Raw genomic sequence first — 25471 nt, forward strand, 5'->3', positions numbered from 1 at the left:
AGCCTCAAATGCGATTCGTGTACCTCAGGTCGAGGGTTTGCCTAAAGCTTCCTTCAGATTCCACCTCGCGATGGACACCCTTGCTCTTGGCTAACGGTAGGTCTGTCGCCAACCCCCGTTCGGGACTTGCACCCTAAAGATTCCGCCCATGCCGGGCGTACATCAAAAATGGATCTTGTGTGTCTTCACAAGATCCTTACAAAATCTACAAGATAGCGTGACGTAGCTTCTATAAAATAAGGGATATCTTAGTTTATCTTCCATAGCTTGCCCAGTCTTTCAAACCATACTGGAGATGATTTTTCTTCATGCCACTTCTACAAACATCTGTCGGAATTTCAAACCTGACGCGCCTCGGAATTCGTCACGCATTGGATCGCACGCATTCCAACGCAACCACTCGCCCAGACGCGGTTGGATACCTCGAAATCAGCGAGTTTTCTACGTTTGAACTTCGGCATGGACGTGTACGGACGGATGAATTCTTGAAAGAATGGACCAAACAACTCTGCAACTCATTTTCAAACGGTGATCGGGATTGCCGTGTCACGGTTTACCAAGCGCTAGATGACGGAATGTATGTCTATCTTCAAGATAGTGCTGGAGATCGCCAAACCCTAGAACAAACCTTCTATGCCGCGATTCTAAAAATCGAGCAGTCGCTCAATACCTTTTTAAAGCAATCTGAACTTCCAGAATGTCACCTGCGTTACGCCCTGGCGTTTCACGATGATTTCGTGAAAACTCACACTGCTTCAACAACCTCCGCTCCCTTTGAAGGGTTTCAGGAAGAGCTATTTCAATGGATGATCCAGGCTTACCGAGCAGCAAAGCGTCAGTCTACACCCATTCACCCGTTGGAACACGTCGAATTGTTACAAATTCTCGAACAAGGAACCATTCGGATTTTTGAGCAACCTATTCTAAACTTGCGTACTTTAGATCCGCTCGGGCATGAGTGTCTCATGAGGGGCCCGTCATTTTCACGGCTAGAGGCGCCCCTCACACTGCTTTCGATCGCCGAAAAGGCGGGGGTCATGTTGCATCTCGAAAGAATGATCCGCCAGCGCGCCATTCACAATGCAAAAGTGGATGATCGCATGAAACTGTTTATCAACATATCTCCCGCCATCATCTCAGACGCCTCTTTTCGCGCGGGAGAGACACTCCGCGAGCTCAAAAAAACCCAACTGCGACCTGACCAGATCGTTTTCGAGATCACGGAGCATCACGCGATTGCAGAGTACAGTTCCTTTCTTCACCTTGTGTCCCACTACCGTTCACAAGGATTTCAGATCGCGATTGATGATGTGGGCGCAGGTCACTCTGGGCTTGTCACACTGATGCAAGTGAAACCTGACTATGTAAAAGTAGATATGGAACTCATTCGCGACATCCACCTTGACCCCGTAAGGCAAGAAATCGCCAAGGCAATTCGCCAAATTAGCGACCGCTTCGGTGGAATCGTGATTGCAGAAGGCATTGAAACACGTGAAGAACTGAACTGCCTGCACGAGTGCGGGATTGAATACGGCCAGGGATTTTTACTCGGACGCCCATTTCCCCGTGAAAAAGAGGGTGAGTATAACGAACAAGAACGGTTTGCGATTCCAATGTGAGCGGATTTTTCTCGCCTTTTCACCCACTTCGCAAAGCCTGAAATCAACTGCCGTTCAAGCATTAGAGAGTCCTAACGAAATTATTAGAAAAAACTAACGATAATCTCATCGTTGCCTCACTCTAACGCGCTACGCTTTTTACAAATCGAAACGGGAGGTAAAGAGCACATGAGACACTCCGTTCAGCGCGGTTCTCGAAAATGGATGCGCACTTGGACCGGCGCCGCTGCGATTGTAATCGCTGGCGCTTTCACGATTCCTGCCATGGCTCAGACAGCAATTTCCGCACAACAAGCAGACCAGATTGCGCAAAATGCGGTATCTGGCAGCACGTTGATTCACACATCCGCCGATCACATGGGCAATACGCCTGTTTGGGACATCCACGTCGCGCGTGGCACACAGGTTTGGGATATCAAGGTCGATACGCAGTCAGGCGCCATATTGCTAAAACGTCTGTCATCGGAACATCATCCCACTAGCCGGGTCACCGGATCCACAGAGTTACCCTCCGCGCGTGAACACCAGCAGAGCCATGACGCACAAGATAACAAGCAACCACAGAACGGCGCAGGCTTCACACCGCTGTCTGGCACAATGGTATTCAATCAAAAGCTGACGGTTGTTCCTGCGGTGTATCAGTCCTATGTAACTCACGCTCTCAATTCCGTAGGCGGAACTCTGAAATGGGTCAAATTCAGCCGTCAAGCGGGCGGAAACATCCAAATGAACATCAAGATTCGCAAACTGGGCGGAGGTACGACCAAAGTTAAGGACACTTTCAACCATGCCGGACAGCTGGTGCTAAAAAACACTTCAGCGGACAACTGACCCACCTTGTGAAAAGGCCGCCGCAGACTGATCTGCGGCGGCCTTTTCACAAGGTGGAGATACCGGCTCTCTACAACGGCGACTCTCGTCTATCCCCTATCCATCGTATGGCGTACGCACTGCGATTCCGGCACAGTAGCGGCAATTCATGTATAATTTCAGGATGGAAGGAGTCCTTATTTTCACATGGTCATTTTAAAATCACAGAGTCAAATTGAAAAGATGGCGAAGGCAGGTCAAATTCTAGCGGCGTGTCACAAAGAGCTTGCAAAACGAATCGCTCCAGGCGTCACAACGCTTGAAATCGACCGTTTTGTGGAAGGCTACTTGGCAAAAAACGAGTGCACAGCAGAGCAAAAAGGATATAACGGTTATCCATTCGCAACATGCGCGTCCGTCAACGACGTGATTTGCCATGGTTTCCCTTCGCGCGCATCCCTCAAAAATGGTGATCTTGTGACGATCGACATGGTCGTCAACCATAAGGGATGGCTGGCAGACTCCGCGTGGACATACGAGGTGGGCACGGTTGCGCCAGAAGTTCATCGCCTGATCAGCGTTACAAAAGAAGCGCTCTACATCGGCATCGAAAATGCGGTGATCGGAAACCGGCTCGGCGATATCGGTTTTGCGATTCAATCGCACGCCGAGGCACAAGGGTTCGCCGTTGTTCGCGACTATACTGGGCATGGGATCGGCCAAAAAATGCACGAATCCCCGACCGTGCTGCACTATGGCGAGCCCGGCAAAGGGCTGCGTTTAAAAGAAGGCATGGTCATCACAATCGAACCGATGATCAATGGCGGGACGTATAAAGCAAAAACGGACGCAGATGGATGGACCGTGCGAACCGTCGACGGCTCTCTCTCTGCGCAATTCGAGCACACGGTCGCCATAACAAGCGAAGGGCCGATGATACTCACTGAGCAGTAAGTATCATCGGCAGAATTTCGTTCAAGACGCCTCACGGATGACCCTTTATTTCTTTTGCTGTTGCTTGAAATAGGCGTCGATCACCTGTTGCGCCATCGGAGCTGCGGCTCGGAAACCTTCACCGGTGACATTTGGAATCACCGCGGCGATTGCAATCTGCGGATTGTTGTAAGGCGCGTAACCGACAAAGACTGAGTTGTTGCGCCCAGGAATACCACTCTCCGCAGTTCCCGTCTTTCCTGCCACATTGACAGGGTCTGATCCGAAAAAGTACGTTGCAGTACCAAGCGTTCCGTGGGTTGCCATCTCCAAACCCTTTTGAATGATCTTTAGATAGGCTGGATTTACCTTCACTTTATCAATCACGTGCGGTTTGAACACTTTTAAGACGCGCCCTGTCGGCGACGTGATTTCATGAACCATTTGAGGCTGTACACGGTACCCGCCGTTTGCAATCGCCGCGATATACGTGGCGAGACCGATCGGAGAATACGCCTCTTCCTGCCCAATGGCGGCGGCAGGCAAGTCGTAGAGTGTCGGTGGATTCGCAAAGGTGACATACCCGGGCGCTTCGCCAGGGAGATCAACGCCGGTCAAGCTCGTCAATCCAAACTGCTTGCCCATGGCATTGATGGAGCGAAGCGCAGCCACGCGCGGGCCATTCAGCCACGCACTAATATTAGCGGGTGGATTGTTGATGTTATAGTGCCCCATGTCAAGACCTACTTGATAAAAGTAGGTGTCATCCGATACTTCGAGCGCCTCGTCGAGACCAATTGGGCCAAACCCCGCCTGGTTCCAACTGCGCATATAATACGTCCCAATCTGCAGTCCGCCCGTGTCATTAACGATCAGATTCGGCGAGATGGTATGGTTTTGCAAAGCGGTTAGTGCCGTGAGCATCTTTTGCGTGGAACCAGGCATATACAGCCCACTGACCGCTCGATTAAAACCAGCATTGCCGTTTAAATAAGACTGGTAATTCGCGGATGAAATGCCGCCGATCCACCAGTTTGGATTGTAGGAAGGGTAGCTCGCCATCGCCAACACGGCGCCGGTGTGCACATTCATCACGACGATCGCACCGGAGTGGACATTGTGCTCGCCGAGCCCGCGCAGATATGCGATACGACTCACCAGCGCCTGTTCAGCAACTTTTTCCAGTGGACCGTCCAGATTCAAGACGACATTGTTACCGGTTTTTGGCGACTGAGAGATTGTTCCTCCAGGCAATGGCACGCCTGCCGGGTTTACTGGAATCCTCTTGACTCCATTTTGTCCGCGTAGAACGGACTCATATTGCTGCTCAATGCCAGATAAACCCACTTGTGCAGACGGATAATACCCTTGCGCCTGATACGCCTGCGCCTGATTTGCAGGAATGGCTCCCGTGTAACCGATCACGTGAGCGGCGAAGCTGCCCATGGGGTAAGCGCGTTCCGGCGTTTGAATAATCTCGATCCCAGGAAGTGATTGTTTGTGCTCTTCCACGTAGGAAATTTGAAGGGGTGTCGCTTGCCGAACGAGCGTCGTGTACGCATTCCAAGAGTTTGTCTGGGTCATTTCTTTGATCAGGGCAGCCTCCGACTGACCAAGTGGATAGGCTAACCGTTTGGCGACGCCTCCAATCTTCGCGTTGTCATTCGGATAGCGAATATAAATGATGCGAAAAACCGGTTGATTTGTTGCGAGCACAGCACCTTGGCGATCCAGAATTTGTCCGCGCGGCGCTGGAATGGTAAGTGAGTCGAAGTTTTGCGCTTTGACATCCGTCGTGAATTGACTCGCCATCGCGATTTGCAGATATCCGAGCCTTAGAATAAGCAGCGCACTTCCTAAAACAATAAATGCGTAGATCCCCGCAATTCTTCTCCGAGCGATAAGCCAACTGCGCCGTTCTGAATGTTTTTTCATAAAGCATCCTCTCCCAAGTACTGAACCTTAGTATAGCGAAATTCGTTTGATATGGCTTGTGAAATTTCTTAGAGAGATGATCGATCGATAGAAAACGGTCATCCATTGGTGCGGAATGGACTGTACTTCGCATAAAAAAAGTGGGACTCTCGCACAAAACACGAGAATACCCACATCAGCTACGCTAAACACTCCTTTGGTTTCTCACTCCTTGTCCGCACGCTGATCCGCCCACTTGCGCAACCGATACTGCAAACTCTGCCGACTCACGCCGAGTTCCCGCGCCGCCGCAGAAATGTTTCCCGCGTGGATCGCGAGTACGCGCTGCACATAGACGCGCTCATACTCCGCCAACTGTCGATGCAAATCACGCGCTTTATCATCCGCCTCCACATAGAGCGCTGTTTCTCCAGCGCGTTCCCGTTCACCTTCCGCGCCACTTCGCCTTCGTCGCATGTGCAGCGGAAGATGAGACATCTCGATTTCACGCGCATCCGTAACCAGATTGAGCGCCCCTTCAATCGTGTGCTCAAGCTCGCGAACGTTGCCAGGCCAGGGATAGGACATAAAAAACGACATGACCTCCGCAGAGACGCCAAGCACACTCATGCGAAAGAGCTCGTTATACTTGTGGATAAAATAGGATGTCAGTTGCGGGATGTCCCCCGACCGCTCCCGCAGTGGAGGTAAAAACAGCGTCACCACGCTCAATCGATAATAGAGATCCTTGCGCAGATGCCCCTCTGTGATCGCGTCCAGCGGATCCTCACTGATCGTCGCAAGAATTCGCACGTCAATCTCGCGATCCACCGAATCGCCAAGTCGCCGAATCGTCTTCTCTTGGATCGCCCGCAACAACTTCGCCTGGAGCGAAAGCCCTAGTACGTTTAGTTCGTCTAAGAGAATTGTCCCGCCATCCGCCTGCTCCAAAAGCCCCGCGCGATCAAGTGCCCCCGAAAACGCCCCCTGCGTCGTGCCAAAAAGAATGCCTTCAATCAGTGTTTCTGGAAGCGCGGCGCAATTCTGCGAGACAAAAGGGCCTGCCGAACGCGGGCTCGCGTGGTGGATACTCTGCGCGAACAGCTCCTTGCCCGTCCCCGTTTCCCCGACAATCAAAATCGAAGAGTGCGTGCGCGCCGCCCGCTTTGCATCCTCGGTCACCTCGATAATCGCCGCGCTTTCACCGATCAGACTGGCAAACGTGTACCGCGTCTCGCTCCGACGCAAGATGGTCTGCTGCATTTGCTCAAGTTTGGTGATCTCACGCGCAATTTCCAGCGCTCCGATAATTTTTCCATCCTTTAAGATAGGCATCGTGCTGTTGATCGTCGTGATGACCTCACCGCGCAGATTAAAAAATGTCTGCTTGACGTTCGGTTTCGGTTCACCCGTTCGCAGCGCGCGCAAGAGCGTGCTATACCCTTCTTCTGGAAATGTAAATACGTCGAGCACCGAGCGACCCAGAACATCCTGCGGCTCCATAAACTCCATCTCCGCCATCTTGCGGTTATATATTACCGTTTTTCCAGCCGTGTCTACGACATGAATGCCCTCCTCTACTTGATCGAGAAGAAACGCATACATCGAAAGCAGATCCGTCCGATTCACAGTCACCCGAATCCCTTCCATTCTTTACGCCCTGTCACACATGTTCCTTAATCCTGAGGAATGCGCTACCATCGTACACGACTGCCCTTCCTTGTGCAAAATAATTTTGCATATGCAACAAAGATCGGCAGTTGTATTCCGCAAATGAATTTTGCACAATAGATGATGAATGATCCTATATAAATCGTTCTCACATCGACATGTACACAACCATCTTTTCATTCTAGAGGAGGCTTTTTCATGAAATCGTATGCGCCAGAACCCTTTGTCAACTTTGCGGATGAAACCGTCCGCACCCAGTTTGATCACGAACTGCAACACGTTCTTCAAAAGCTCGATCGGACGTATCCGCTAGTCATCGGTGGCCGCGAGATTTACACTGATGCACAGTGTGTGTCCTACAATCCAGCAAACCTGTCGCAAGTGATTGGCCGCGTCTCTCAAGCGACACGCGCGCACGTCGATGAGGCATTTCAAAATGCGGCAGAGACATTCAAAACCTGGTCGCGCAAGAGCGCCGAGCAGCGCGCTTTATACCTCTTTAAAGCAGCCGCGATCATCCGTCGCCGCAAGCACGAGTTCTCTTCATGGCTGCTGCTTGAAGCGGGCAAGACGCGTCCCGAGGCGGATGCAGACACGGCGGAGTGCATCGACTTTCTTGAATACTATGGTCGGCAGATCCTCACCCTCGCAGAACGTGGAAAAGAGACACTCGTCCCTTATGCCGGTGAAGACAACCAACTGCACTACATTCCACTCGGCGTCGGCGTGGTGATTCCGCCCTGGAACTTCCCACTCGCCATCATGGCCGGTATGACTGCCGCATCGATCGTCGCAGGAAACACGGTGCTCCTAAAACCGGCCAGCCAGACACCTGTCATCGCCTATAAGTTTCTTGAGGTGCTAAAAGAAGCTGGACTTCCTGACGGTGTCGTCAACTTTGTTCCAGGCGACGTGCTTGAGATCGGCGACTACCTCGTCGACCACAAGATGACTCGTTTTATCTCATTCACCGGATCACAGCGCATTGGCATGCGCATCTACGAGCGTGCGTCAAAAGTGCATGACGGTCAGATCTGGCTGAAACGCGTAATCGCCGAAATGGGCGGAAAAGACGCGATCATTGTCGATGCAGACGCAGACCTTGACGCGGCAGCCCAAGCGATCGTCGCCTCCGCGTTTAATTTCAGCGGGCAAAAATGCTCCGCGTGCTCGCGCGCCATCGTGCACGAGGCGGTCTACGACGACGTTCTCGCCCGCGTCATCGAGCGCACGAAAAACCTGAGCGTTGGCAATCCGGGTGATCCTGCCTCGATCGTCGGTCCCGTGATCGACCAAAAAGCATACGATAAGATCCAAAGCTACATTGAATTGGGCAAGACAGAAGGTCGGCTCGTATGCGGCGGAACACAAACCGCGACACCTGGCTACTTCGTAAACCCGACGATCTTTGCAGATGTTGCGCCAAATGCGCGAATTTCCCGCGAAGAGGTGTTCGGCCCCTTTCTCGCATTCACCAAAGCGAGCAGTTTCACAGAAGCGATTGAATTTGCGAATCAGACGGAGTTTGGGTTGACTGGATCTGTCTTTACACGCAACCGTGACCACATCGAAGAGGCGCGCGCAACCTTTCACGTCGGCAATCTCTATTTTAACCGCAAGTCCACAGGCGCACTCGTCGGCGTTCACCCGTTTGGCGGGTTCAACATGTCTGGCACTGACTCAAAAGCAGGCGGCCCAGACTATCTGATGCTCTTTACACAACCGAAACTCAGCTCCGAAGTGCTATAAACGAACGGCGATCGTATATGCGCGATGTGCAAAAAGGAGGAATGAGAATGTCGGCGACGCTCAATGACACGAATCACGAAGCGATGCATCTCGAAGAGACGTACGGCGCAACCAACTACCACCCGCTTCCGATTGTTCTTGCAAAAGGCGAAGGCGTTTGGGTGGAAGATCCGGATGGCAACCGCTATATGGATATGCTGAGCGCCTACTCCGCGCTCAATCAAGGTCACAGGCACCCGAAGATCATTCAAGCGCTCAAAGATCAAGCGGATAAAATTACGCTGACATCCCGTGCGTTCCACAATGACCAGTTGGGTCTCCTCTTCGAGCAACTCGCGAAGATTACCAAGAAAAACATGATTCTTCCGATGAACACGGGCGCAGAAGCGGTAGAAACGGCCGTCAAAGCGATTCGCCGATGGGCATACGACGTTAAAAAGGTGCCTGATCAGCAGGCGGAAATTATCGTCGCCTCAGGCAACTTTCACGGGCGCACGACGACGATCATCTCGTTTAGCTCAGATGAAGCGTACCAGCGCGGCTTCGGTCCACTCACTCCCGGATTTCGGATTGTGCCTTACGGCGATCTTGACGCGCTGCGCGCCGCGATCACGCCGAATACGGCGGCGTTTCTCGTCGAGCCCATCCAAGGTGAAGCGGGTATCGTCATTCCTCCGAACGGCTATCTTCAAGCAGCGTTTGAACTCTGTAAGGAAAACAGCGTACTCTTTGCCGCCGATGAGATCCAAACAGGGCTTGGTCGCACAGGCAAGATGTTCGCGTGCGATTGGGAGAATGTCATCCCTGATCTCTACATCATCGGCAAGGCACTCGGAGGAGGCGTTTTCCCCGTCTCCGCCGTGGCTGCCAACCGCGATATTCTTGGCGTTTTTGAACCCGGTTCACACGGCTCGACATTTGGCGGAAACCCGCTCGGCAGCGCGGTTGCGGTCGCTGCGCTACGCGTGATCGAAGAAGAAGGCTTGGCCGAGCGCTCACAGACGCTCGGGGCATACTTCCTGGAGAAGCTGAAGACACTGGGCAACCCGCTGATTAAAGAAGTCCGTGGTCGCGGTCTATTTGTCGGCATGGAGTTGACAGAAAAAGCGCGCCCGTACTGTGAGAAACTAAAAGAACGCGGACTGCTCTGTAAAGAGACGCACGACAACACAATCCGCTTTGCACCGCCGCTTGTCATCACAAAAGAAGAGTTGGACTGGGCATTTACCCAGATTCAATCCGTGTTTAACCCTTCGTAATGCATGCCCTTCCTCGCGACTGCAGCACTGTCGCGAGGAATTTTTATACATAGGATCAGAGCGCTTCTTACCTGACCCTTTTTGTGTGCTCGCTTAAAATAGATTCCAAGGAGTTGTCACTTCACCATGAAAGAATTGCGCATCATTGGTGTCCCGTCTGATCTTGGTCAAGGCCGACGCGGTGTCGACATGGGGCCGAGCGCCATCCGCTACGCGGGACTCTCCACCGCCCTCGAACAGCTCGGATACACAGTAAAAGATCTCGGCAACATCAATGTTCCGACACCTGAGATGAACGAGTTAAACCGCAATAGCAAATTGCGCTACCTCCACGAAGTCAAGGAAGTCGCCGAGAATTTGAGCGCGATCATACGCAGCGTAACGGAAAACGGCCACCTCCCGATCGTACTCGGCGGCGACCACAGCATCGCGATCGGCAGTCTTGCCGGCATGGCACAGTCGAGTCAAAACTATGGGGTCATCTGGTTTGACGCGCATGGCGACATGAATACGGCGGACACCACGCCGTCTGGCAACATCCACGGCATGCCACTCGCCGTCAGTCTCGGCTATGGCGATCCGTCGCTCGTTGCGCTTGGCGGTTTGACACAAAAAGTCCAAGCAAAAAACGTCGTCCTCGTCGGCATCCGCTCGATTGATTCGGACGAAGCAAACCTGATACGCGAGGCGGGCATCCGCTGCTACACGATGGCCGAGATTGATCGCCGGGGCATGGCAGAAGTCATGGCAGAAGCAATCCAGATTGCGACGGACGGCACCGATGGCATTCACCTCAGCCTCGATCTTGACGCGCTCGATCCAATGTTTGCACCGGGTGTTGGCACTCCTGTGAACGGCGGCGTCACCTACCGCGAGGGGCATCTCGCCATGGAGATGCTCGCAGCGTCTGGCGCACTTGTCTCCGTCGATGTGGTTGAGGTTAATCCGATTCTCGATGACGGAAACCGCACAGCGCAAATGGCGGTCGAACTCGTGGAGTCACTCTTTGGAAAAACGGTCTTGTGATGTCTTCTTAGAGGAGATCTGCGGGCACAGCGCGAATATTTTATAAAGCACACCATCCCGTATGGTAACGTTTCGATTGTGGGTGTTATCACTGAATCACTATAAAGGCGTGGCGATGGTACTTTTCGCCACCGTTTTCTGGGGCGTTTCTGGCACCGCCGCGCAAGTTTTGTTTCAGCAGGATCACGTGAGCCCGTATTGGCTTGTCACCGTGCGCATGAGCGTATCCGGCTTTCTCCTGCTTTTACTCGCACTCTCCCGGTTTGGCTTCGGCTCCGTTTTTTCCGTCTGGAAAAACAGGCAGGATGTTGTTCGACTCGTGCTACTCGGCTTTTTTGGACTGCTCGGCGTTCAGTATACCTATTTTGCCTCCATTCAGTACGGAAACGCGGCAACATCAACCCTTTTACAATATGTCGGCCCCATTTTCATCACCCTCTATGTCGCTTTTCGCAATCGCCGCATGCCGCGCGTGCGCGAGCTCACAGCCATCGCCTTCGCACTATTCGGCGTCTTTTTGCTCGTCACAAACGGCAACACGCGCCATTTTGAGGTCGCACCGCTCGCCGTTGTGTGGGGTCTTTTGTCAGCGCTCACTGTCGCCTTCTACACGCTGTACCCCCAAACTCTGCTCAAACGCTACGACCCGGCCATCCTGATCGGCTGGGGGATGCTCCTTGGCGGACTCGGACTCGGACTCGGCGAAAACCCGTTTCGCATGCCGATCCACACTACGCCGCTGCTTTGGTTACTTGTCAGTTTTGTCGTCATTTTTGGTACACTGATCGCATTCTATATGTATATCTCAAGCCTGAACCATATCTCCGCATCCGTCGCGAGTCTGCTCGCCTGTGGAGAACCGCTCTCGGCCGCCGTGATCGCGGTGACACTCTTGCACGTACGCATGGGTCTTCCCTCTCTTCTCGGCGCCGTCTGCATCCTGATCACTGTCACGCTTTTGGCGCAAAAAGAACGCGTGACAGAGTCACCGCCAAATATCGCCACGCCACGTTAACGCTCCTTCTTTGTATAGATTAAAGCATACCTATGCATACTTCCTATGTATTCCAAAGGAGGTGTGCGTGTGGGCAAAGGAGCTTCCGAGCAAACCGACGCGAAGGACGCTTCATCTTCCAAAGGCGACGCGCGACCACACACTTCAGAAGGATTTCTCCACTCCGAAAAATACCGTGAACATCCCATTTTTAAAGACATTGACATCAACGAAAAACTACTGCGCAAACAATTCGAAAAATGTTCCGATGTCGTTTTTAGGCCTTTTGCTCTTCTCGGCGCGCGCAAGGCGCTCATCGTCTACGTCGATGGACTCGTCGATTCAAAGGAACTTGAAGCAAACATTCTAAAGCCCCTCACCACGGCGCAGGGGGCGACTGCCTACGGCCGCGACGCGACACTCTCCACTGTCGAGAAATACATCCTGCCCATCGCAAACATCGAACCCATACAGACGCTGTCGCGCACTGTGACGATCATTTTGCGCTGGCAGGTCATGCTGTTTGTCGATGGTGAAGAAAAGGCGCTCGCGCTCAGCGTCAGCAAGTGGCCACAGCGCTCCGTCACCGAGCCAGAAACTGAAGCGGTGATTCGCGGCCCGCGCGAAGGATTCACCGAGAATGTGCGAACGTCCACCGCACTGATCAGGCGGCGCATTCACACGCCTGAACTCAAGACAGAGAGCATGCAAATTGGCCGATTGACGCAGACCCAAGTGGTGCTTTGCTACATCCAGGGGCTGATCGATGACAAGGTGGTTGAAGAAGTGAAAACAAGGCTCAAGCGCATCGAGATCGACAGCGTTCTTGAGTCGGGGTACATCGAAGAATTGATTGAAGATACACCGTGGTCGCCCTTCCCACAGATTCAAAACACTGAAAAACCGGATGTTGTCACCGCGCTTTTGCTCGAGGGTCGCTTCGCCCTCTTGATCGACGGCACACCCTTCGCACTCGTCGCGCCGATCAATCTGTGGGGAGCGCTCGCCTCCCCTGAGGATTACTATGAACGCTATTTGATCTCCACGATGATTCGCTGGCTGCGCTACACTTTCGGGCTCATCGCGCTTTTTTTGCCCGCGCTGTACGTGGCGATCACCACGTTTCACCAAGAATTTTTGCCATTCTCTCTCTTACTGTCTGTGGCGGCGGCGCGCGAGAATACCCCTTATCCAGCCGTCGTTGAGGCGCTGATCATGGAATTTACGTTTGAGGCGATTCGCGAGGCGGGCGTCCGCATGCCAAAGGCAATCGGCTCCGCGATCAGTATTGTCGGCGCTCTCGTTATCGGGCAAGCGGCCGTGCAGGCAGGGATCGTCTCGGCGCCGATGGTGATCATCGTCGCCATCACCGGGATCGCTTCCTTCACCATTCCGAGGTTTAATTTTGCGATCGCGCTGCGCATGTTGCGTTTTCCAATCATCATACTCGCAGGGCTTTTCGGTATCTTCGGTATTCTTTTTGCAACCATTTGTATCGTGCTTCACATCTGCAGCCTGCGCTCGTTTGGCATGCCCTACACCTCACCGATAACGCCCTTGTCCATTCCCAATTTGAAAGATACATTGTTTCGCGCGCCGTGGTGGGCGATGCGTCAACGTCCTTATCAATCGAGTAAAGCGAATCTCACAAGGCAGTCAACCGCCGCATCGCCCACCCATCGCATACCCGGTTTTAAGAAACAAAAAGAGGGGTCCGAATAGCATGACGTGGCGAAGCTTTCAAACTGGATTCGTTGGCATGGTTATCCTCTCCTTCTTTTGTACAGGGTGTTGGGATGCTACGGAGATCAACGAGCTTGGCATTGTCGTGGCGAGCGGCGCCGATCTCGTAAAACCGTCTGATCCACACTCAAACATAAAAGCTTACGTACAGGTCGCACTGCCAAGCCAACTCGCCGGCGGCGCGACAGGCGGCCCCAGCCCTTCGGGCAGTCAGAAAACGTTTGTGCTCGAGGAGGGCGAAGGGCCGACCGCCGCATCTGCACTCACGTCCATTCAGCAAAGAATGTCTAGACGCTTCTTTTTGCGTGACCGTCGAGTGATCATCGTGGGAGAAGCGTACGCAAAACGCGGGCTGTCTGACCTGCTCGATGAGATGATACGCAACCCAGACGCGCGACTGCGCTCCTACATACTCGTGGCGCATGGGGTCACACCAAATAAGCTCCTGAAACTCGCCTACCCACTCACGCGCCTTCCCGCCGACGCGATAGTCGAACTCGAGCAGAGCCACCAAGCGATCACGATCAACGTGGTGCAATTCGTCAAGGTGTTGACAGGAAAGAGCGATCCGTACGCGATGGGCATTCGCATGCTGAATACGTCCTCAGGCAAGCAGGGTAGGATTTTTGAATTGAATGACGTCGCCGTATTTAAAAAAGACAAGATGGTTGGCTGGCTACGTGGTGAGGCGTCTAGGGGATTTTTCTGGTTGCAGCCACAGTCCATGCAACTGCGTAGAAATTCAATGGCGGTTCCCGTTCCTGGTGGGGGGTGGGTCACATCGCAACTGGTCATCTTAAACCATGTCATTCTTCCGTCGTGGGGAAAAGCCGGTCCGCGTTTTTCGGTCAACGTAGAGATCTCCGATGACATTCTCGAGAATATGAGCCGTTTAAAGCTCGACCAGTCGCATGATGTGAAAATCGCAGAGCACGCAATCGAGCAAAGCATTCTAAACCAAATCGTAGCCCTTCTCACCACATTGAAACAGACGTATCACGCGGATATCGTTGGGTTTGGCGATCTTTTATTCGCTCGCTATCCGAAGCAGTGGAGAACGATTGAGTCACACTGGGATCAGGTGTATAGCCGCATGCCTATTCAAATCAACGTCAAGGTTCACATCGTCCGCAGCGGTCTAATTGGGGACTCTGTTCTCAACAAATCTACGTCTCAAGGAAGGTGATCTCGTGGGAATGCTCATTGTGCTACTCTTGTTTTTTGTTCTGCTGGCACTTCTCATCGATACACGCCAACTGCTGGAGACCAGATCGGTTAAGATATGGGCCGTTTATAGCCTCTTGATGCTGATCGGCGTCACCCTCGTGATCCTCTCACTGACCCCGATTCACCAAGTCAATCTGTTTTTTCCAATTGAACGGGTCATGCGTCCCGTGAGTCAGTGGGTGTTTCAACTTTGAAGACAAGCAATCGCACGGTGATCTCCAATCTTCAATACTTTTCACTGCTCGTCGGGGGAACGATCGCATTCGCCCATTTTATCTATTCCCATATCGTGATCGCTTACGCTGGGCGAGACGGGTGGCTGTCCGTCCTTTTTTTTGGCGTTCTCTGTCAGGTCATGGCGTTTGCCTTTACAAAGTTAGGCGTACTCCAAGGTGAACGTTCTCTCGTGCAACACATCACATACGTGTGGGGGAAATGGATTGGTTTGTTTCTCTCCACGCTCTACATCGTCTACTTTATCTTCATAGCGTCCCTCACGCTACACCTGTTTGCCTCCTTTCTCGGGATCATCTATCCGCGTACACCCACCGTGATTTGGCTCTTTTTCCTCACCATCGCAATCGTCTGGGCGATGTACAGCGGACTCGAAGTGATGGCGCGAAGCGTCGAGATGATCCTGCCGTTCCTATTATTCTTGGGAATCCTTGCAACCATTCTCGCGATGCCCGATCGCGACTATTCGCAACTCATGCCAATCCTCAACAACGGCCTGCTTCCGGTGTGGCGCGGTTCCCTGATTCTCGTCACAATGGTCAGTGAGATGGTCGTTTTTAATATGATTGCACCGGATGTTCAAAACCAAAAAAACCTTGTCAAGCAAGGTTTTATCATGGCATTCGTGTTAATGATTATGATGTTAGGACCGATCACGGGGCCAGTGATGATCTTTGGTGAAAAAATCGCTCAGATTCTCGCCTACCCAACCTTTGCAGAGCTTCAGTATCTCGACGCCAAACCGCTGCTTGAGCGACTCGACCTGTTTGGCGTCGTGCTTTGGACATTCGGCGCCTATTTTCGCGTCTCCATTTTCGGCATCTGTGCGATGCGCGCCGTTTCTGAAACGACAAAAACGAAGCGCTACAACGCGTATAGCATCCCAATTTCACTTGTAATTGTTGGTTTAGGCCTGGTCATGCCGATCGATCGCGCAGACGATTTTGGTTTCCTCTCAGCGACCTATCCGGTCATCTCGATCATCATGGGTCTCCTGATTCCGAGCCTTCTGCTCGTCTCGACATGGATCAAAAACGCAGTAGCGAAGCGAAAACAAATGGGGAGAAAACGCGCGCAACCGGATCCCGCATAGATGATTACCGCGCCTCATTTCATGCTACACTGATCCATCATCCTGAGAATCTACCTCGCGGATGTCGACGGCAAACGTGGCGGTCAACCTCTGCAAGTCGGCAGAAAGCCGTTCGAGCTGCGACGTTTGGCGATTCACTTGTTGAATCCACGCCAGTTGCCCGTTTGCCGTCGCGCGAACAGTGCGCAACGCCTCACTCAGCGTCTCAACGCGCAGCGCCATCCGTTCCGCCCCTTGCAACCAAACCTCGACATCCTGTTCCAATTGATGGAAGGAAATCTGATTCCCCACCCCATCCACACGAAAGAGAAGCTGCCGGCTCATCGTCACCAACTCGTCTGCCGACTGTCTGTGCGCCGTAAGCGCTTTCTCCATGTGATCCATCACGTCTGAGACATGAAGTGCGCCGCGCACCGTGGCGTCGCCGCCCGCGACGAGCGTATGAAACGCCAGCTTGAGTTGATCAGATGTCTGAATGATCCCCGACAAGATCCCCTCAAGGTGACCCGCCATCGTCTGAAAGGTCCTAGCGAGCATCCCGATCTCGTCGCCCCTTCGATCAAACGGCGCGAGATCGACCGCGAGGTTCCCTTGCGCAATATCGTTTGCCGCCGCCGTGATCAGCAGGAGTGGCCGCGATAACATTCGGCGTGCGAACACGCCGATCAACAACGCCGCAATCCCAATACCAAGAAGCCCGATGATGAGATATTTGAGCAGCAGTTGATCAATCGTCGAGAGATCGCGAACGATCGAATAGGTCACCGCAGTGCTGTAGAGTGTCACTCCGTTTACGAGAATGGGCGCGACGACGTAGAGATCATTCCCTGACAGCTTCGTCACCGTTTTTCCTTGCGTCATGATCCGCTCTACATTTTTAGGCGCGACAGAGCCAATTTTCTGCGGATTTGTAGAAGCGATGTCATAGAAATAGCCGTTTAACTTATAGATATCAAAGGCTTTGAAGTCTTGGTTTTGTTGACTGAGATGAAGTAAGATGGTCTCAAAGTCGAAATTGGACGCACCTGACTGTAAATAAGAATTGATGGTTTGGATGAGGAGCACTGTTTTTTGTTCTGCCTGCCCAATCATCAACGCACGGCTTTGCGTGTAGACAATGCCAAGCGTCGATCCCAACACGATAAACATGACGAGTAGGAAAAGTGCCATTAGTTTCTTGTATAAAGACATAGGAAAACCTCACCTCGTCATGAATGCGCAATTCTGCCGGCTCTCTCATGGTGACACGCGCGATTTCGTGATACATTGATTGAAACTCATCATATCATATCTACTTTATATTCTCGGTTTGTGTTCTTTGGCGAGGTGACTCCTGATGAAGCTCAATGTTGATGCGCCTGCGATGAGAAGGATCAATCGCGCCACCGTCCTTCATATCATTCGCAATCAACGAACAACATCGCGGATTGATCTCGCCCAAATCACGGGTCTGAATAAAGCGACTGTCTCCTATATTGTGGATGAATTGATCGAAGAACAGTGGGTTCAAGAGATCGGATACGGTTCGTCAACTGGCGGTAGAAAGCCAATTCTTCTGCGCTTTAACGCAAATGCGGCGTATGCGATTGGCATGGATCTTGAACTTCCGTTTCTAAAAACGGTCGTCTGCAATACGCGCGGTGAAGTGGTCTATAAGCAGGAGCGTATGCTTGACGCTTTGACAAATGCGGACACCGCGACTGCGGTCCTCGACGCGATCATGGAGGAGGTGCAGGCTGCCCAGGCCGCGGCACCGAAGAGCTCACACGGTTTGGTCGGTATCGGTCTCGCGCTTCCCGGTCTGATCAATGCGAAGACAGGCGCCTCCCACCACCTGCGCGGCATTACCGAGAGTGACTGGGATCTGCGCGCTGAACTCGCCGAACGCACCACACTGCCCGTCTTCATTGACAACAACGCAAACTGCGGCGCGTGGTCAGAGCTTTTGAAAAGCGCATCGCGCAAAGAAAACCTTGTGTATATCCATGCGGGATCGAGTATCAATACCGGGATCGTGATCCACGGTGAGCTTTATAAAGGCCGCTCTGGCGCGGCGGGTGAATTTGGACACATGACCATCTCCCCCATGGGACAGCGCTGCGTCTGCGGAAACTACGGGTGTTGGGAACAGTATGCTTCTGAGCGCAGCCTCCTGCAATACATCAACGAAGCGGGTGGAAACCATGCAGCGATCGACTTGCGCCGAGGGCTTATGGAGCAGATCCTGGATGGCGCTTATGCGGACAATCGCGCGTATATCCGTGCGCTAAACACGCTTGGACAGCACCTCGGCATAGGAATCGCAAACATCGTAAATGCTCTCAGCCCCGACCGGATCAGCTTGGGCGGGACGATCTCTCAGGCTTCCACTTTTATTCTCCCGGAGATTGAACGCGTTTTGCAGTATCGACTGATCGGCGCGAACAAAAACATCCCGATCTCAATCGCATCCGCACACGCCATCGCCGTCGGCGCGGCGACGCATGTGATGAATCAGACCATCTTCCTCGACGAAACGGTTACCCCTTGACCGAACCCGCCAGCAAACCGCGTACAAAAAACTTGCCAAGTAAAATGTAGACAAGCAGCGTCGGCACCGAAACGAGAAGCGCGCTCGCCATCTGCACGTTCCACTGCACAGTCTGGCTACCCGCGATATTGACGAGCGCGACTGTGACAGGTTGATCGGGCGGATTCGTGAGCGACACGGCAAACAGGAAGTTGTTCCAAATCTGCGTGAATTGCCATATGCCTGCAACGACAAACCCGGACACGGAGAGTGGCAATATGATATAGCGAAAGATCCCCCAGTATCCCGTTCCGTCGATTTTCCCCGCTTCGATCATCTCAAGCGGAATAGACGTGTAGTAATTGCGGAAGATAAGCGTCGCAATCGGAATCCCGTAGACGACATGAACAAGGATGAGACCGGCGATCGTGTTGTAGAGGCCGATGACGTCAAGCACCTTTAAAAGCGGGATCAGCACGCTCTGGTACGGGATGAACATGCCAAAAAGAATGAAGAAATAGACGACAGACGAGCCTTTAAAACGCCACTTTGAAAGCGCGTATCCATTGAGTGCGCCGATGAGCGATGAGATCAGCGTCGCCGGAATCGCCAATTCAAAACTGTTGATAAAATTGGGACCGAGTTGTGCCCACGCACTTGCAATGCTTGAAAAACTGAACACGTTTGGAAAGTTCCACATCTGCGCGAGGCTGACGGACGCGTTCGACTTTAGGCTGGTCACGACAACGACGTAGACGGGCACAAGATAAAGCGCCGCCAAGAGAATGAGAACAACGTAGAGAAGCGTTCGTGAGACACGGCGAAGTGCGAGCGTATTCATGCGTCATCCCCCTGGCGCAGCGTAACGATAAGGTATGGAACGATAAAAATGGCGATCATGAGAAGAAGGACGATCGCGATTGCGGCGCCCTGCGCGAATTGGTCGCCTTGAAAGGTCGTCTGGAACATGTTGAGACTCGGCATATCCGTGAGAAACTGTTGACCGGGACCTGTCATCGCGTAGATCAGGCCAAAGATTTTGAGTGAAGCGGCCGTCAGAATGATAATGATCGTGGTCGTCGTGCCGCGCAGTTGCGGCAGGATGATCGAGAAAAACATGCGAAAGACGCCTGAACCGTCGATGCGCGCAGCCTCTTTGATCTCGTCGGAGATGCCGCGTAGTCCAGCGAGATAAACGGCCATCGCGAAGCCTGACATTTGCCAGACGGCCGCGATCAAGACGGCGAGCAGCGCCACCGGAATGCCGATCTGAATCTGGCCGAAAGGCCAATTCGGCCAAATGGTTGTACTAAGAAACCAACTCGGCAGACTTTTCCACCCAAACGCCTTCAAGATCAGGTTGACACCTGTGCTCGGATTTAAAATCCACGACCAGACGACGCCTGTCACGACAAACGAGATCGCCATTGGAAAGAGGAAGATGCTGCGAAAGAAACCTTCCGCCTTGATTTTCTGGTCAATGAGAAGCGCCAAAAAGAGCCCGACAATCAGGCAGGCAATGATGAAAAACGCGGTGAAGACGACAATGTTTCGAAGATCCGATTGAAAGCGATAGGACGAGAAGATGATGGAGTAGTTCAAGAATCCCGCAGAATTAAAGTTTGGAATGAGACTATTCCACTGTGAAAAGGATACATACGTCGTCCAACCAATAAATCCGTAGACAAAAACGCCGAGCAAAATCAGCGAAGGAATCAATGTCGCGACGGAGGAAAACATGTCCCAGGAGAACTTTTTTCTCTTTGACGCTGGCATTTTGGGGATTGATTTTGCATTCAACTCGGTTGCCGTTTTCACGCGACACCTCCAAACTGTGAAGAGTACTTACAGAAAAGACGCGCACAGCCGAGTGCATCAGGCTGTGCGCGCACGATTGAATCGACGCTCTCGATTAGCTGAGCGGATTAGACTGCGCGGCGCTCACGATCGCGCTCACGAAATTGTTGACATTGTGATTGCTTACGAAGATTTCCATCGCATTGTTAAAGTTGTTCGTGAACCCTGGGTTGACTGCACCTTGACCAATGATCAGGACGAGTCGGTCGCGCTTGTAAGACATCATCGCAGAGCGTGAGTAGGCGTTATATTTCGCCATATTGGAGTCAAGCCGCGGCGAGAAGGTGCCTTTGAGCGGGTTGAACGTATCCTGACCCACTTTGGAACCCAGCACTTTCAAGAAGTTGATCGTCGGCGTATCGTTTTTCAGTTTTGACGGAAGTCCAAAGACGTCCGAGACTGCGCCAAACACGCCGTGGGTTTGCGGGGTCGCTGCCCAACCGAAACCAACACCTGGTTTGAGGTGCAACGCAGTCGAGAAGTAGCCTTGCGCCCAGTCGCCCATGACGTTCATGGCCGCTTTGCCTTGAGCCACAGCTTGATCCGCCTGTTGCCAGTGAAGCGCAGTGTAGTCCTTGTTCGCGTAACCGAGCATTCTTACGAACGTGTTCGCGGCTGCTTTTACGCCAGGAATGTTCCAGGAGGCGTGTCCTGTCAGCAGTTGGTCGTATTTCACTGGACCAACTGTGCCCAAGAGAACGTCACTGAAAAGAAGCGTTGCTTCCCAGTTGCCGTGGTTCGCGAGCTCCAGCGGCGTGATGCCGTGGCTTTTTAGAACCGCCGCGTCGTGGAAGAACTGCGGGAATGTTTTTGGCGCGGTGAGATGGTACTTTTTAAAGATCGTCGGATTGTACCAGAGGACGTTCGCGCGCTGCATGTCAACCGGAACACCGTAGATCTTCCCGTTAAACGTCATCAAGTTCAGAAGCGAGCGAGGGAACACTTTGTACCAACCCTCAGACTTATACAGTGCGTTGAGCGGTTTCATATCCCCCGCCTGCACCCAACTAAGAAGCGAACCGCCACCTGCGTGCACTTGGAAGGTGCCCGGTGGGTTGCCCGCCTCCATGCGTCCCGCGAGAACGGCTTTCGCGTTTGAACCAGCGCCACCCGCGACAGCGTCATTCGTGACTGTGGAACCTTTGTACTGGTGCTCATAAATCGTCATGAGTGACTTCAGTGCCTTGCTGCTGGCGACTCCCGTCCACCAACTAAAAATCTGAAGATCCGATTTGGCTGGCGCCGCCGCGAATGCAGGCAATGCGCTCCCCGCCATCGTCAGTGTCAAAAGCGCTGCTGAACTAAGTGCAATCAGACGGTTGCGTTTCATGAATAATCCCCCTTGTCGATTGTTCGTGATAACTCTTGTGAACGCTTTCAAAATTAAGTGAAAATCCATGCGCTTTAGACAAACGCCCCATGCCACGGATGTATGTAAAACCAATCAACCAAGATAACAAAATATGGGTTGATCCGGTCTAATTTCACCTATTTTGCGTCCATCAGAGATCTTACTTTGGATATTAAACTATGTATCTATGGATTGCAATCCTTTTGTAATCTTTTTCGCACGGACAATGCCAAATTTTTGCCTTTCGTCTCACCTTTTACATAAGCAAGATGACTTTGGACACCCTCTTTAGTGAATGCAGATGTACAGGAGGAGTGCTCGCTTGAAAAAAACAAATCAATTTATGTACTCTGTGTTGCTCTGTACAGCCCTTCAGCTTCCCATTGCTGTCAATACGTTCGCCGCGACACCTTCGGACGAGTACAAGGGACCTCCGAACGGCGAGATCGAGTTTCGCGTTGGCTCTCCAAAAACCACAGTCATCGCGGGCGCTCGCGTGATCGTCATCAATCCTGACGGCAAGATCCTAACGACCGGTCTGACCGATTCAACTGGAACGTTTCGCGCGAACGTCCCTTTTTATATCACAGAGTGGAATGAAAATCTGAAAACGAAGGGTATCGTTACGGCGATTGCTGTGGCAACCGGCTTCAACGGTCAGGTTGTGTTCATCGTCCCGATCACCAACCACACGGTGCAACCCATCATCTTGCAGCCAATTACTCCGAACGCGCGCAATTTTCCATCCGCGTCACTCGGCAATATCCACCAGCAAGACTTGCGCGGGTTTGTCGCGCACTATGCCGAGGAATTGAAGCTAAAACAGCAGCCGGCCATTCCGGGTGACCCTGGTTACCTGCCGTGGAGCCCAGAGCAAAAGAAATCTGGGGCAGCCAAACCATGAAGAGAGCGAAAAACACGCTTCTCGCGGGATTCATCGCAATGGGTAGCCTGTGTGTTGCCAGTCCTAGACCCGCGTCGGCACAAATGCAATCCGTCTACAACACATCGTACCCATCCGTCATTCGCGTCGCCATTCGCGCGTATAACAACCCGGTCAGCCCAATTCTCTATGTGCAAACGGTCGGCTTTGAGGAATATTGCAAAGACGTCCTGCCCAATGAGTGGTATCCAACCTGGAGTCCCGAGGCGCTCAAAGCGGGGGCCATCGCCGTCAAAATGTTCGCCTGGTATCACACGCTTCACCCCGTCACGCAGAGTGGTTTCACCTATGATGTCGACAACACGACCAATTTCCAGCAGTTCAGATATTTGAGCGGCCAAACCGTGACCGATCAGGCGGTGCAAGACACGTGGAATTATGTTTATGCGCCGTCAACGGGAGAGATCATGGAATTATCGTATCGCGCCGGGTTTCCGAATCGCGAAAATCGCGGATTTATCGGAACGAACATCATGGCGCAGTGGGGATCAGAATACTTTGGCCAAATCGCCAAAATGCTGTTCCCAAACATCCTCAATCTGTACTATCCGAGCTATCTGCTCAAATTTGTGTAAAGCAACGTCCCACGCCACGCCTCTTCGCGCTGCTAGCGATCACGGGTGTGGTATGGGATTGTCGACACGACAACATCCTGATTGCGCAAAAACCATGCCTGAATGACGAAATTCCTCTGATTGTGAAGCCCAAACTGCCACCACACGCTCGGCACCAACTGTGGCAAAAGAATATGAATATGGTCTGGCTCTCTCCCTTCACGCGTCTGCAATCGCTTGACAAGACGCGTTAACGGTTGAAGGACAGACCGATACTCATTCTTAAAGGCGAGCAGTCGGCACGGCTCTCCCCAGGCTTTCCACTTTGCTTCCACAGCGGCGATCGACTCATCATCAAATCCTATGTACACAGCGATCAAATCCTGTGCGATGCTCTTTGCAAACGAGACCGATTGCAGGGCGATGCGATCAATATCAGACAGGAGCAGCACAGAGATCACGTGGTGCTCTTCTGCCAGTTCTGTCTGCACATCAAGCGCAAGCTCACGCTCAAGCCGCGCATAGTGACGCCTGATCATGAGCGCCAAACTCACCATCAGCGGGATGGCAAAAAGCACAATCCATGCGCCTTGTGAAAATTTTGTCGCCGAAAAGACGATCGTAACAAGCGCCGTGACGACAGCGCCAACCGCATTGACAAATGCCTTCCCCTGCCAACGCTTCGTTCTAAGCTTCATCCAGCGTTTCATCATGCCGATTTGGGCGATCGTAAACGACATAAACACGCCGATGGCAAAAAGCGGAATCAGTGCATTGGTTTGCGCCTGAAAGACCACGAGCAAGACAGAGGACAGCAGTGCGAGCACCATCAAGCCGTTTGAAAACCCGAGTCGGTCACCGCGCAAACTGAGCGCTTCCGGCAAAAACTTATCCCTCGCAACCAGCGCCATGAGTTGCGGAAACCCAGTAAACGTGGAGTTTGCCGCGATGATCAAAACAAGAAATGTGCTCCACGTGATGATCTGATAGATTGGACCGTGACCGAAGTAGACGGCAGTCAGTTGGGAGAGCATCGTATTGTTCGGTTTTACGGTGATTCCTTTGACATACAACTGGTAACCAATACCGACAAGCGTGATGCCTGTGACGATCGTCATCGTGACATAGGCCTTGATTGCGCCCATTTGCTTTGGCTCCCGAAAAATGGGAACTGCATTCGAGATGGTTTCGATCCCTGTCAACGACGAACAGGCTGAACTGAATGCCTTCAATATCAGCAGCAGCGTAAAACCCTTAGGCAACACGCCAAAAGGTGGGGTTTGCGGCTGGACAAATCCGTGAGACACGTCATTCGTCACGCCCCAACCGATGAGAAAGAGCATGCATGCGGCAAATAAAAAGTTGGGCCACGAAAACAGGGTGGCTGACTCCGACACACCGCGCAGATTGACAAGCGCAATCAACGCGACGCAAATGACCGACAAGACGGTCTCATCAGGCACGAGCGCAGGATAGGCCGATGCGATCGCCAGAATCCCCGCCGAGACAGACACCGCGACGGTCAGCACGTAGTCGATCATGAGGGCGCTTGCCGCGACGAGTGAGATCCACGGTGACTTGAAGTTGTCGCGCGCAATCGAGTACCCCCCGCCTCCGTTCGGATAGGCGAGAATCCCCATGATGTAAGAGAGCACGATGATGAGAAGAAGCAATACGGTGGCGCCGACAATTGGCAGGATGAGCCACTCTGCACCTCGTCCCAAGCCGACAAGCTCCGTGGCGCCCGCCTCAGGACCATACGCGACAGACGAGTAGAGATCCGCAGACAAAATCGGTAGCGCCAGATACCAGACTAAATGTTGCTGGGCCTGGCCAAGTTCTCTCGTTTTAAGCGGTCTTCCGACGAGCAGTCGTTTGACCATGCGAAACCCCGTGATTCTCCCCACAATAAAAAGGGTGGCGATCAGAAGGAGCGCAATGAGTTGCCAAATGGGTACTCCGATATCATTCACCCCAACTGCCTG

At 52.6% G+C, this 25471-nt stretch carries 21 protein-coding genes; 14 read left to right on the forward strand and 7 right to left on the reverse strand.

Going from position 1 to position 25471, the window contains the following annotated elements; all coding sequences use genetic code 11:
* Positions 1–308: 308 nt before the first annotated feature.
* From AYW79_RS00685 to map, 3 genes are all read left to right on the forward strand, one after another.
* Positions 309–1619 (forward strand): EAL domain-containing protein, encoded by a 1311-nt coding sequence (locus AYW79_RS00685; RefSeq protein WP_067560521.1) that lies wholly within the window; start codon positions 309–311, stop codon positions 1617–1619.
* A gap of 168 nt (positions 1620–1787) precedes the next feature.
* Positions 1788–2450: a PepSY domain-containing protein gene (locus AYW79_RS00690; protein ID WP_067560522.1), complete on the forward strand. Its 663-nt coding sequence runs from the start codon at positions 1788–1790 to the stop codon at positions 2448–2450.
* Positions 2451–2636: 186 nt separating this feature from the next.
* Positions 2637–3383: a type I methionyl aminopeptidase gene (gene map, locus AYW79_RS00695; RefSeq protein WP_067560523.1), complete on the forward strand. Its 747-nt coding sequence runs from the start codon at positions 2637–2639 to the stop codon at positions 3381–3383.
* A 45-nt stretch (positions 3384–3428) separates the two neighbouring features.
* Here map and AYW79_RS00700 read toward each other — a convergent pair whose 3' ends face one another.
* Together AYW79_RS00700 and AYW79_RS00705 are read right to left on the reverse strand one after the other, a co-directional pair.
* The gene (locus AYW79_RS00700; protein WP_067560524.1) at positions 3429–5297 is read right to left on the reverse strand and encodes a peptidoglycan D,D-transpeptidase FtsI family protein; all 1869 of its coding nucleotides are present in this window, start codon (positions 5295–5297) and stop codon (positions 3429–3431) included.
* Between the two features lie 204 nt (positions 5298–5501).
* Entirely contained in the window at positions 5502–6926 is a 1425-nt protein-coding gene (locus tag AYW79_RS00705; RefSeq protein ID WP_067560525.1) for a sigma-54 interaction domain-containing protein, read from the reverse strand.
* A 219-nt stretch (positions 6927–7145) separates the two neighbouring features.
* Between AYW79_RS00705 and pruA the strand changes: the two genes are divergently transcribed.
* From pruA to AYW79_RS00745, 8 genes are all read left to right on the forward strand, one after another.
* Positions 7146–8696: an L-glutamate gamma-semialdehyde dehydrogenase gene (gene pruA, locus AYW79_RS00710; RefSeq protein ID WP_067560526.1), complete on the forward strand. Its 1551-nt coding sequence runs from the start codon at positions 7146–7148 to the stop codon at positions 8694–8696.
* A gap of 47 nt (positions 8697–8743) precedes the next feature.
* Positions 8744–9955 (forward strand): ornithine--oxo-acid transaminase, encoded by a 1212-nt coding sequence (locus AYW79_RS00715; protein ID WP_067560527.1) that lies wholly within the window; start codon positions 8744–8746, stop codon positions 9953–9955.
* Positions 9956–10081: 126 nt separating this feature from the next.
* Positions 10082–10981, forward strand: coding sequence for an arginase (rocF, locus tag AYW79_RS00720; RefSeq protein ID WP_067560528.1), 900 nt, complete (start codon positions 10082–10084; stop codon positions 10979–10981).
* Positions 10982–11042: 61 nt separating this feature from the next.
* Positions 11043–11996, forward strand: coding sequence for a DMT family transporter (locus AYW79_RS00725; RefSeq protein WP_067560529.1), 954 nt, complete (start codon positions 11043–11045; stop codon positions 11994–11996).
* Between the two features lie 69 nt (positions 11997–12065).
* The gene (locus tag AYW79_RS00730) at positions 12066–13697 is read left to right on the forward strand and encodes a spore germination protein (RefSeq protein WP_067560530.1); all 1632 of its coding nucleotides are present in this window, start codon (positions 12066–12068) and stop codon (positions 13695–13697) included.
* Between the two features lies 1 nt (position 13698).
* Entirely contained in the window at positions 13699–14904 is a 1206-nt protein-coding gene (locus AYW79_RS00735) for a Ger(x)C family spore germination protein (RefSeq protein ID WP_067560531.1), read from the forward strand.
* A 4-nt stretch (positions 14905–14908) separates the two neighbouring features.
* Positions 14909–15139 carry a hypothetical protein gene (locus AYW79_RS00740; RefSeq protein WP_067560532.1) on the forward strand — a complete coding sequence of 77 codons (231 nt, stop codon included), beginning with the start codon at positions 14909–14911 and terminating at the stop codon, positions 15137–15139.
* Entirely contained in the window at positions 15136–16272 is a 1137-nt protein-coding gene (locus AYW79_RS00745) for a GerAB/ArcD/ProY family transporter (RefSeq protein ID WP_067560533.1), read from the forward strand. Before AYW79_RS00740 ends, AYW79_RS00745 begins: the two co-directional genes overlap by 4 nt.
* Before the next feature lie 24 nt (positions 16273–16296).
* Here AYW79_RS00745 and AYW79_RS00750 read toward each other — a convergent pair whose 3' ends face one another.
* Positions 16297–17463 carry a HAMP domain-containing protein gene (locus AYW79_RS00750; protein WP_067560534.1) on the reverse strand — a complete coding sequence of 389 codons (1167 nt, stop codon included), beginning with the start codon at positions 17461–17463 and terminating at the stop codon, positions 16297–16299.
* A gap of 145 nt (positions 17464–17608) precedes the next feature.
* Here AYW79_RS00750 and AYW79_RS00755 point away from each other — a divergent pair, with 145 nt between their 5' ends.
* Positions 17609–18802: an ROK family transcriptional regulator gene (locus tag AYW79_RS00755; protein ID WP_067560535.1), complete on the forward strand. Its 1194-nt coding sequence runs from the start codon at positions 17609–17611 to the stop codon at positions 18800–18802.
* Here the strand turns inward: AYW79_RS00755 and AYW79_RS00760 are convergent.
* The 3 genes from AYW79_RS00760 to AYW79_RS00770 form a co-directional block, all read right to left on the reverse strand.
* A complete protein-coding gene (locus AYW79_RS00760) occupies positions 18792–19622 on the reverse strand; it encodes a carbohydrate ABC transporter permease (protein ID WP_067560536.1) in 831 nt (276 codons plus the stop codon). The genes AYW79_RS00755 and AYW79_RS00760 overlap by 11 nt on opposite strands.
* Positions 19619–20599, reverse strand: coding sequence for a carbohydrate ABC transporter permease (locus AYW79_RS00765; RefSeq protein ID WP_418251477.1), 981 nt, complete (start codon positions 20597–20599; stop codon positions 19619–19621). Before AYW79_RS00765 ends, AYW79_RS00760 begins: the two co-directional genes overlap by 4 nt.
* A 94-nt stretch (positions 20600–20693) precedes the next feature.
* The gene (locus AYW79_RS00770; RefSeq protein WP_067560537.1) at positions 20694–21968 is read right to left on the reverse strand and encodes an ABC transporter substrate-binding protein; all 1275 of its coding nucleotides are present in this window, start codon (positions 21966–21968) and stop codon (positions 20694–20696) included.
* Between the two features lie 343 nt (positions 21969–22311).
* Here AYW79_RS00770 and AYW79_RS00775 point away from each other — a divergent pair, with 343 nt between their 5' ends.
* Together AYW79_RS00775 and AYW79_RS00780 are read left to right on the forward strand one after the other, a co-directional pair.
* Positions 22312–22893 carry a carboxypeptidase-like regulatory domain-containing protein gene (locus tag AYW79_RS00775; RefSeq protein WP_067560538.1) on the forward strand — a complete coding sequence of 194 codons (582 nt, stop codon included), beginning with the start codon at positions 22312–22314 and terminating at the stop codon, positions 22891–22893.
* Positions 22890–23507 (forward strand): SpoIID/LytB domain-containing protein, encoded by a 618-nt coding sequence (locus AYW79_RS00780; RefSeq protein WP_156481956.1) that lies wholly within the window; start codon positions 22890–22892, stop codon positions 23505–23507. The genes AYW79_RS00775 and AYW79_RS00780 overlap by 4 nt, the downstream gene beginning before the upstream one ends.
* Positions 23508–23539: 32 nt before the next feature.
* On the opposite strand, the gene AYW79_RS00785 is transcribed toward AYW79_RS00780, so the two are convergent.
* Positions 23540–25459 carry an APC family permease gene (locus AYW79_RS00785; protein ID WP_231877928.1) on the reverse strand — a complete coding sequence of 640 codons (1920 nt, stop codon included), beginning with the start codon at positions 25457–25459 and terminating at the stop codon, positions 23540–23542.
* Positions 25460–25471 lie beyond the last annotated feature (12 nt).

Source organism: Ferroacidibacillus organovorans (genome assembly GCF_001642725.1).
Taxonomy (GTDB): domain Bacteria; phylum Bacillota; class Bacilli; order Alicyclobacillales; family SLC66; genus Ferroacidibacillus; species Ferroacidibacillus organovorans.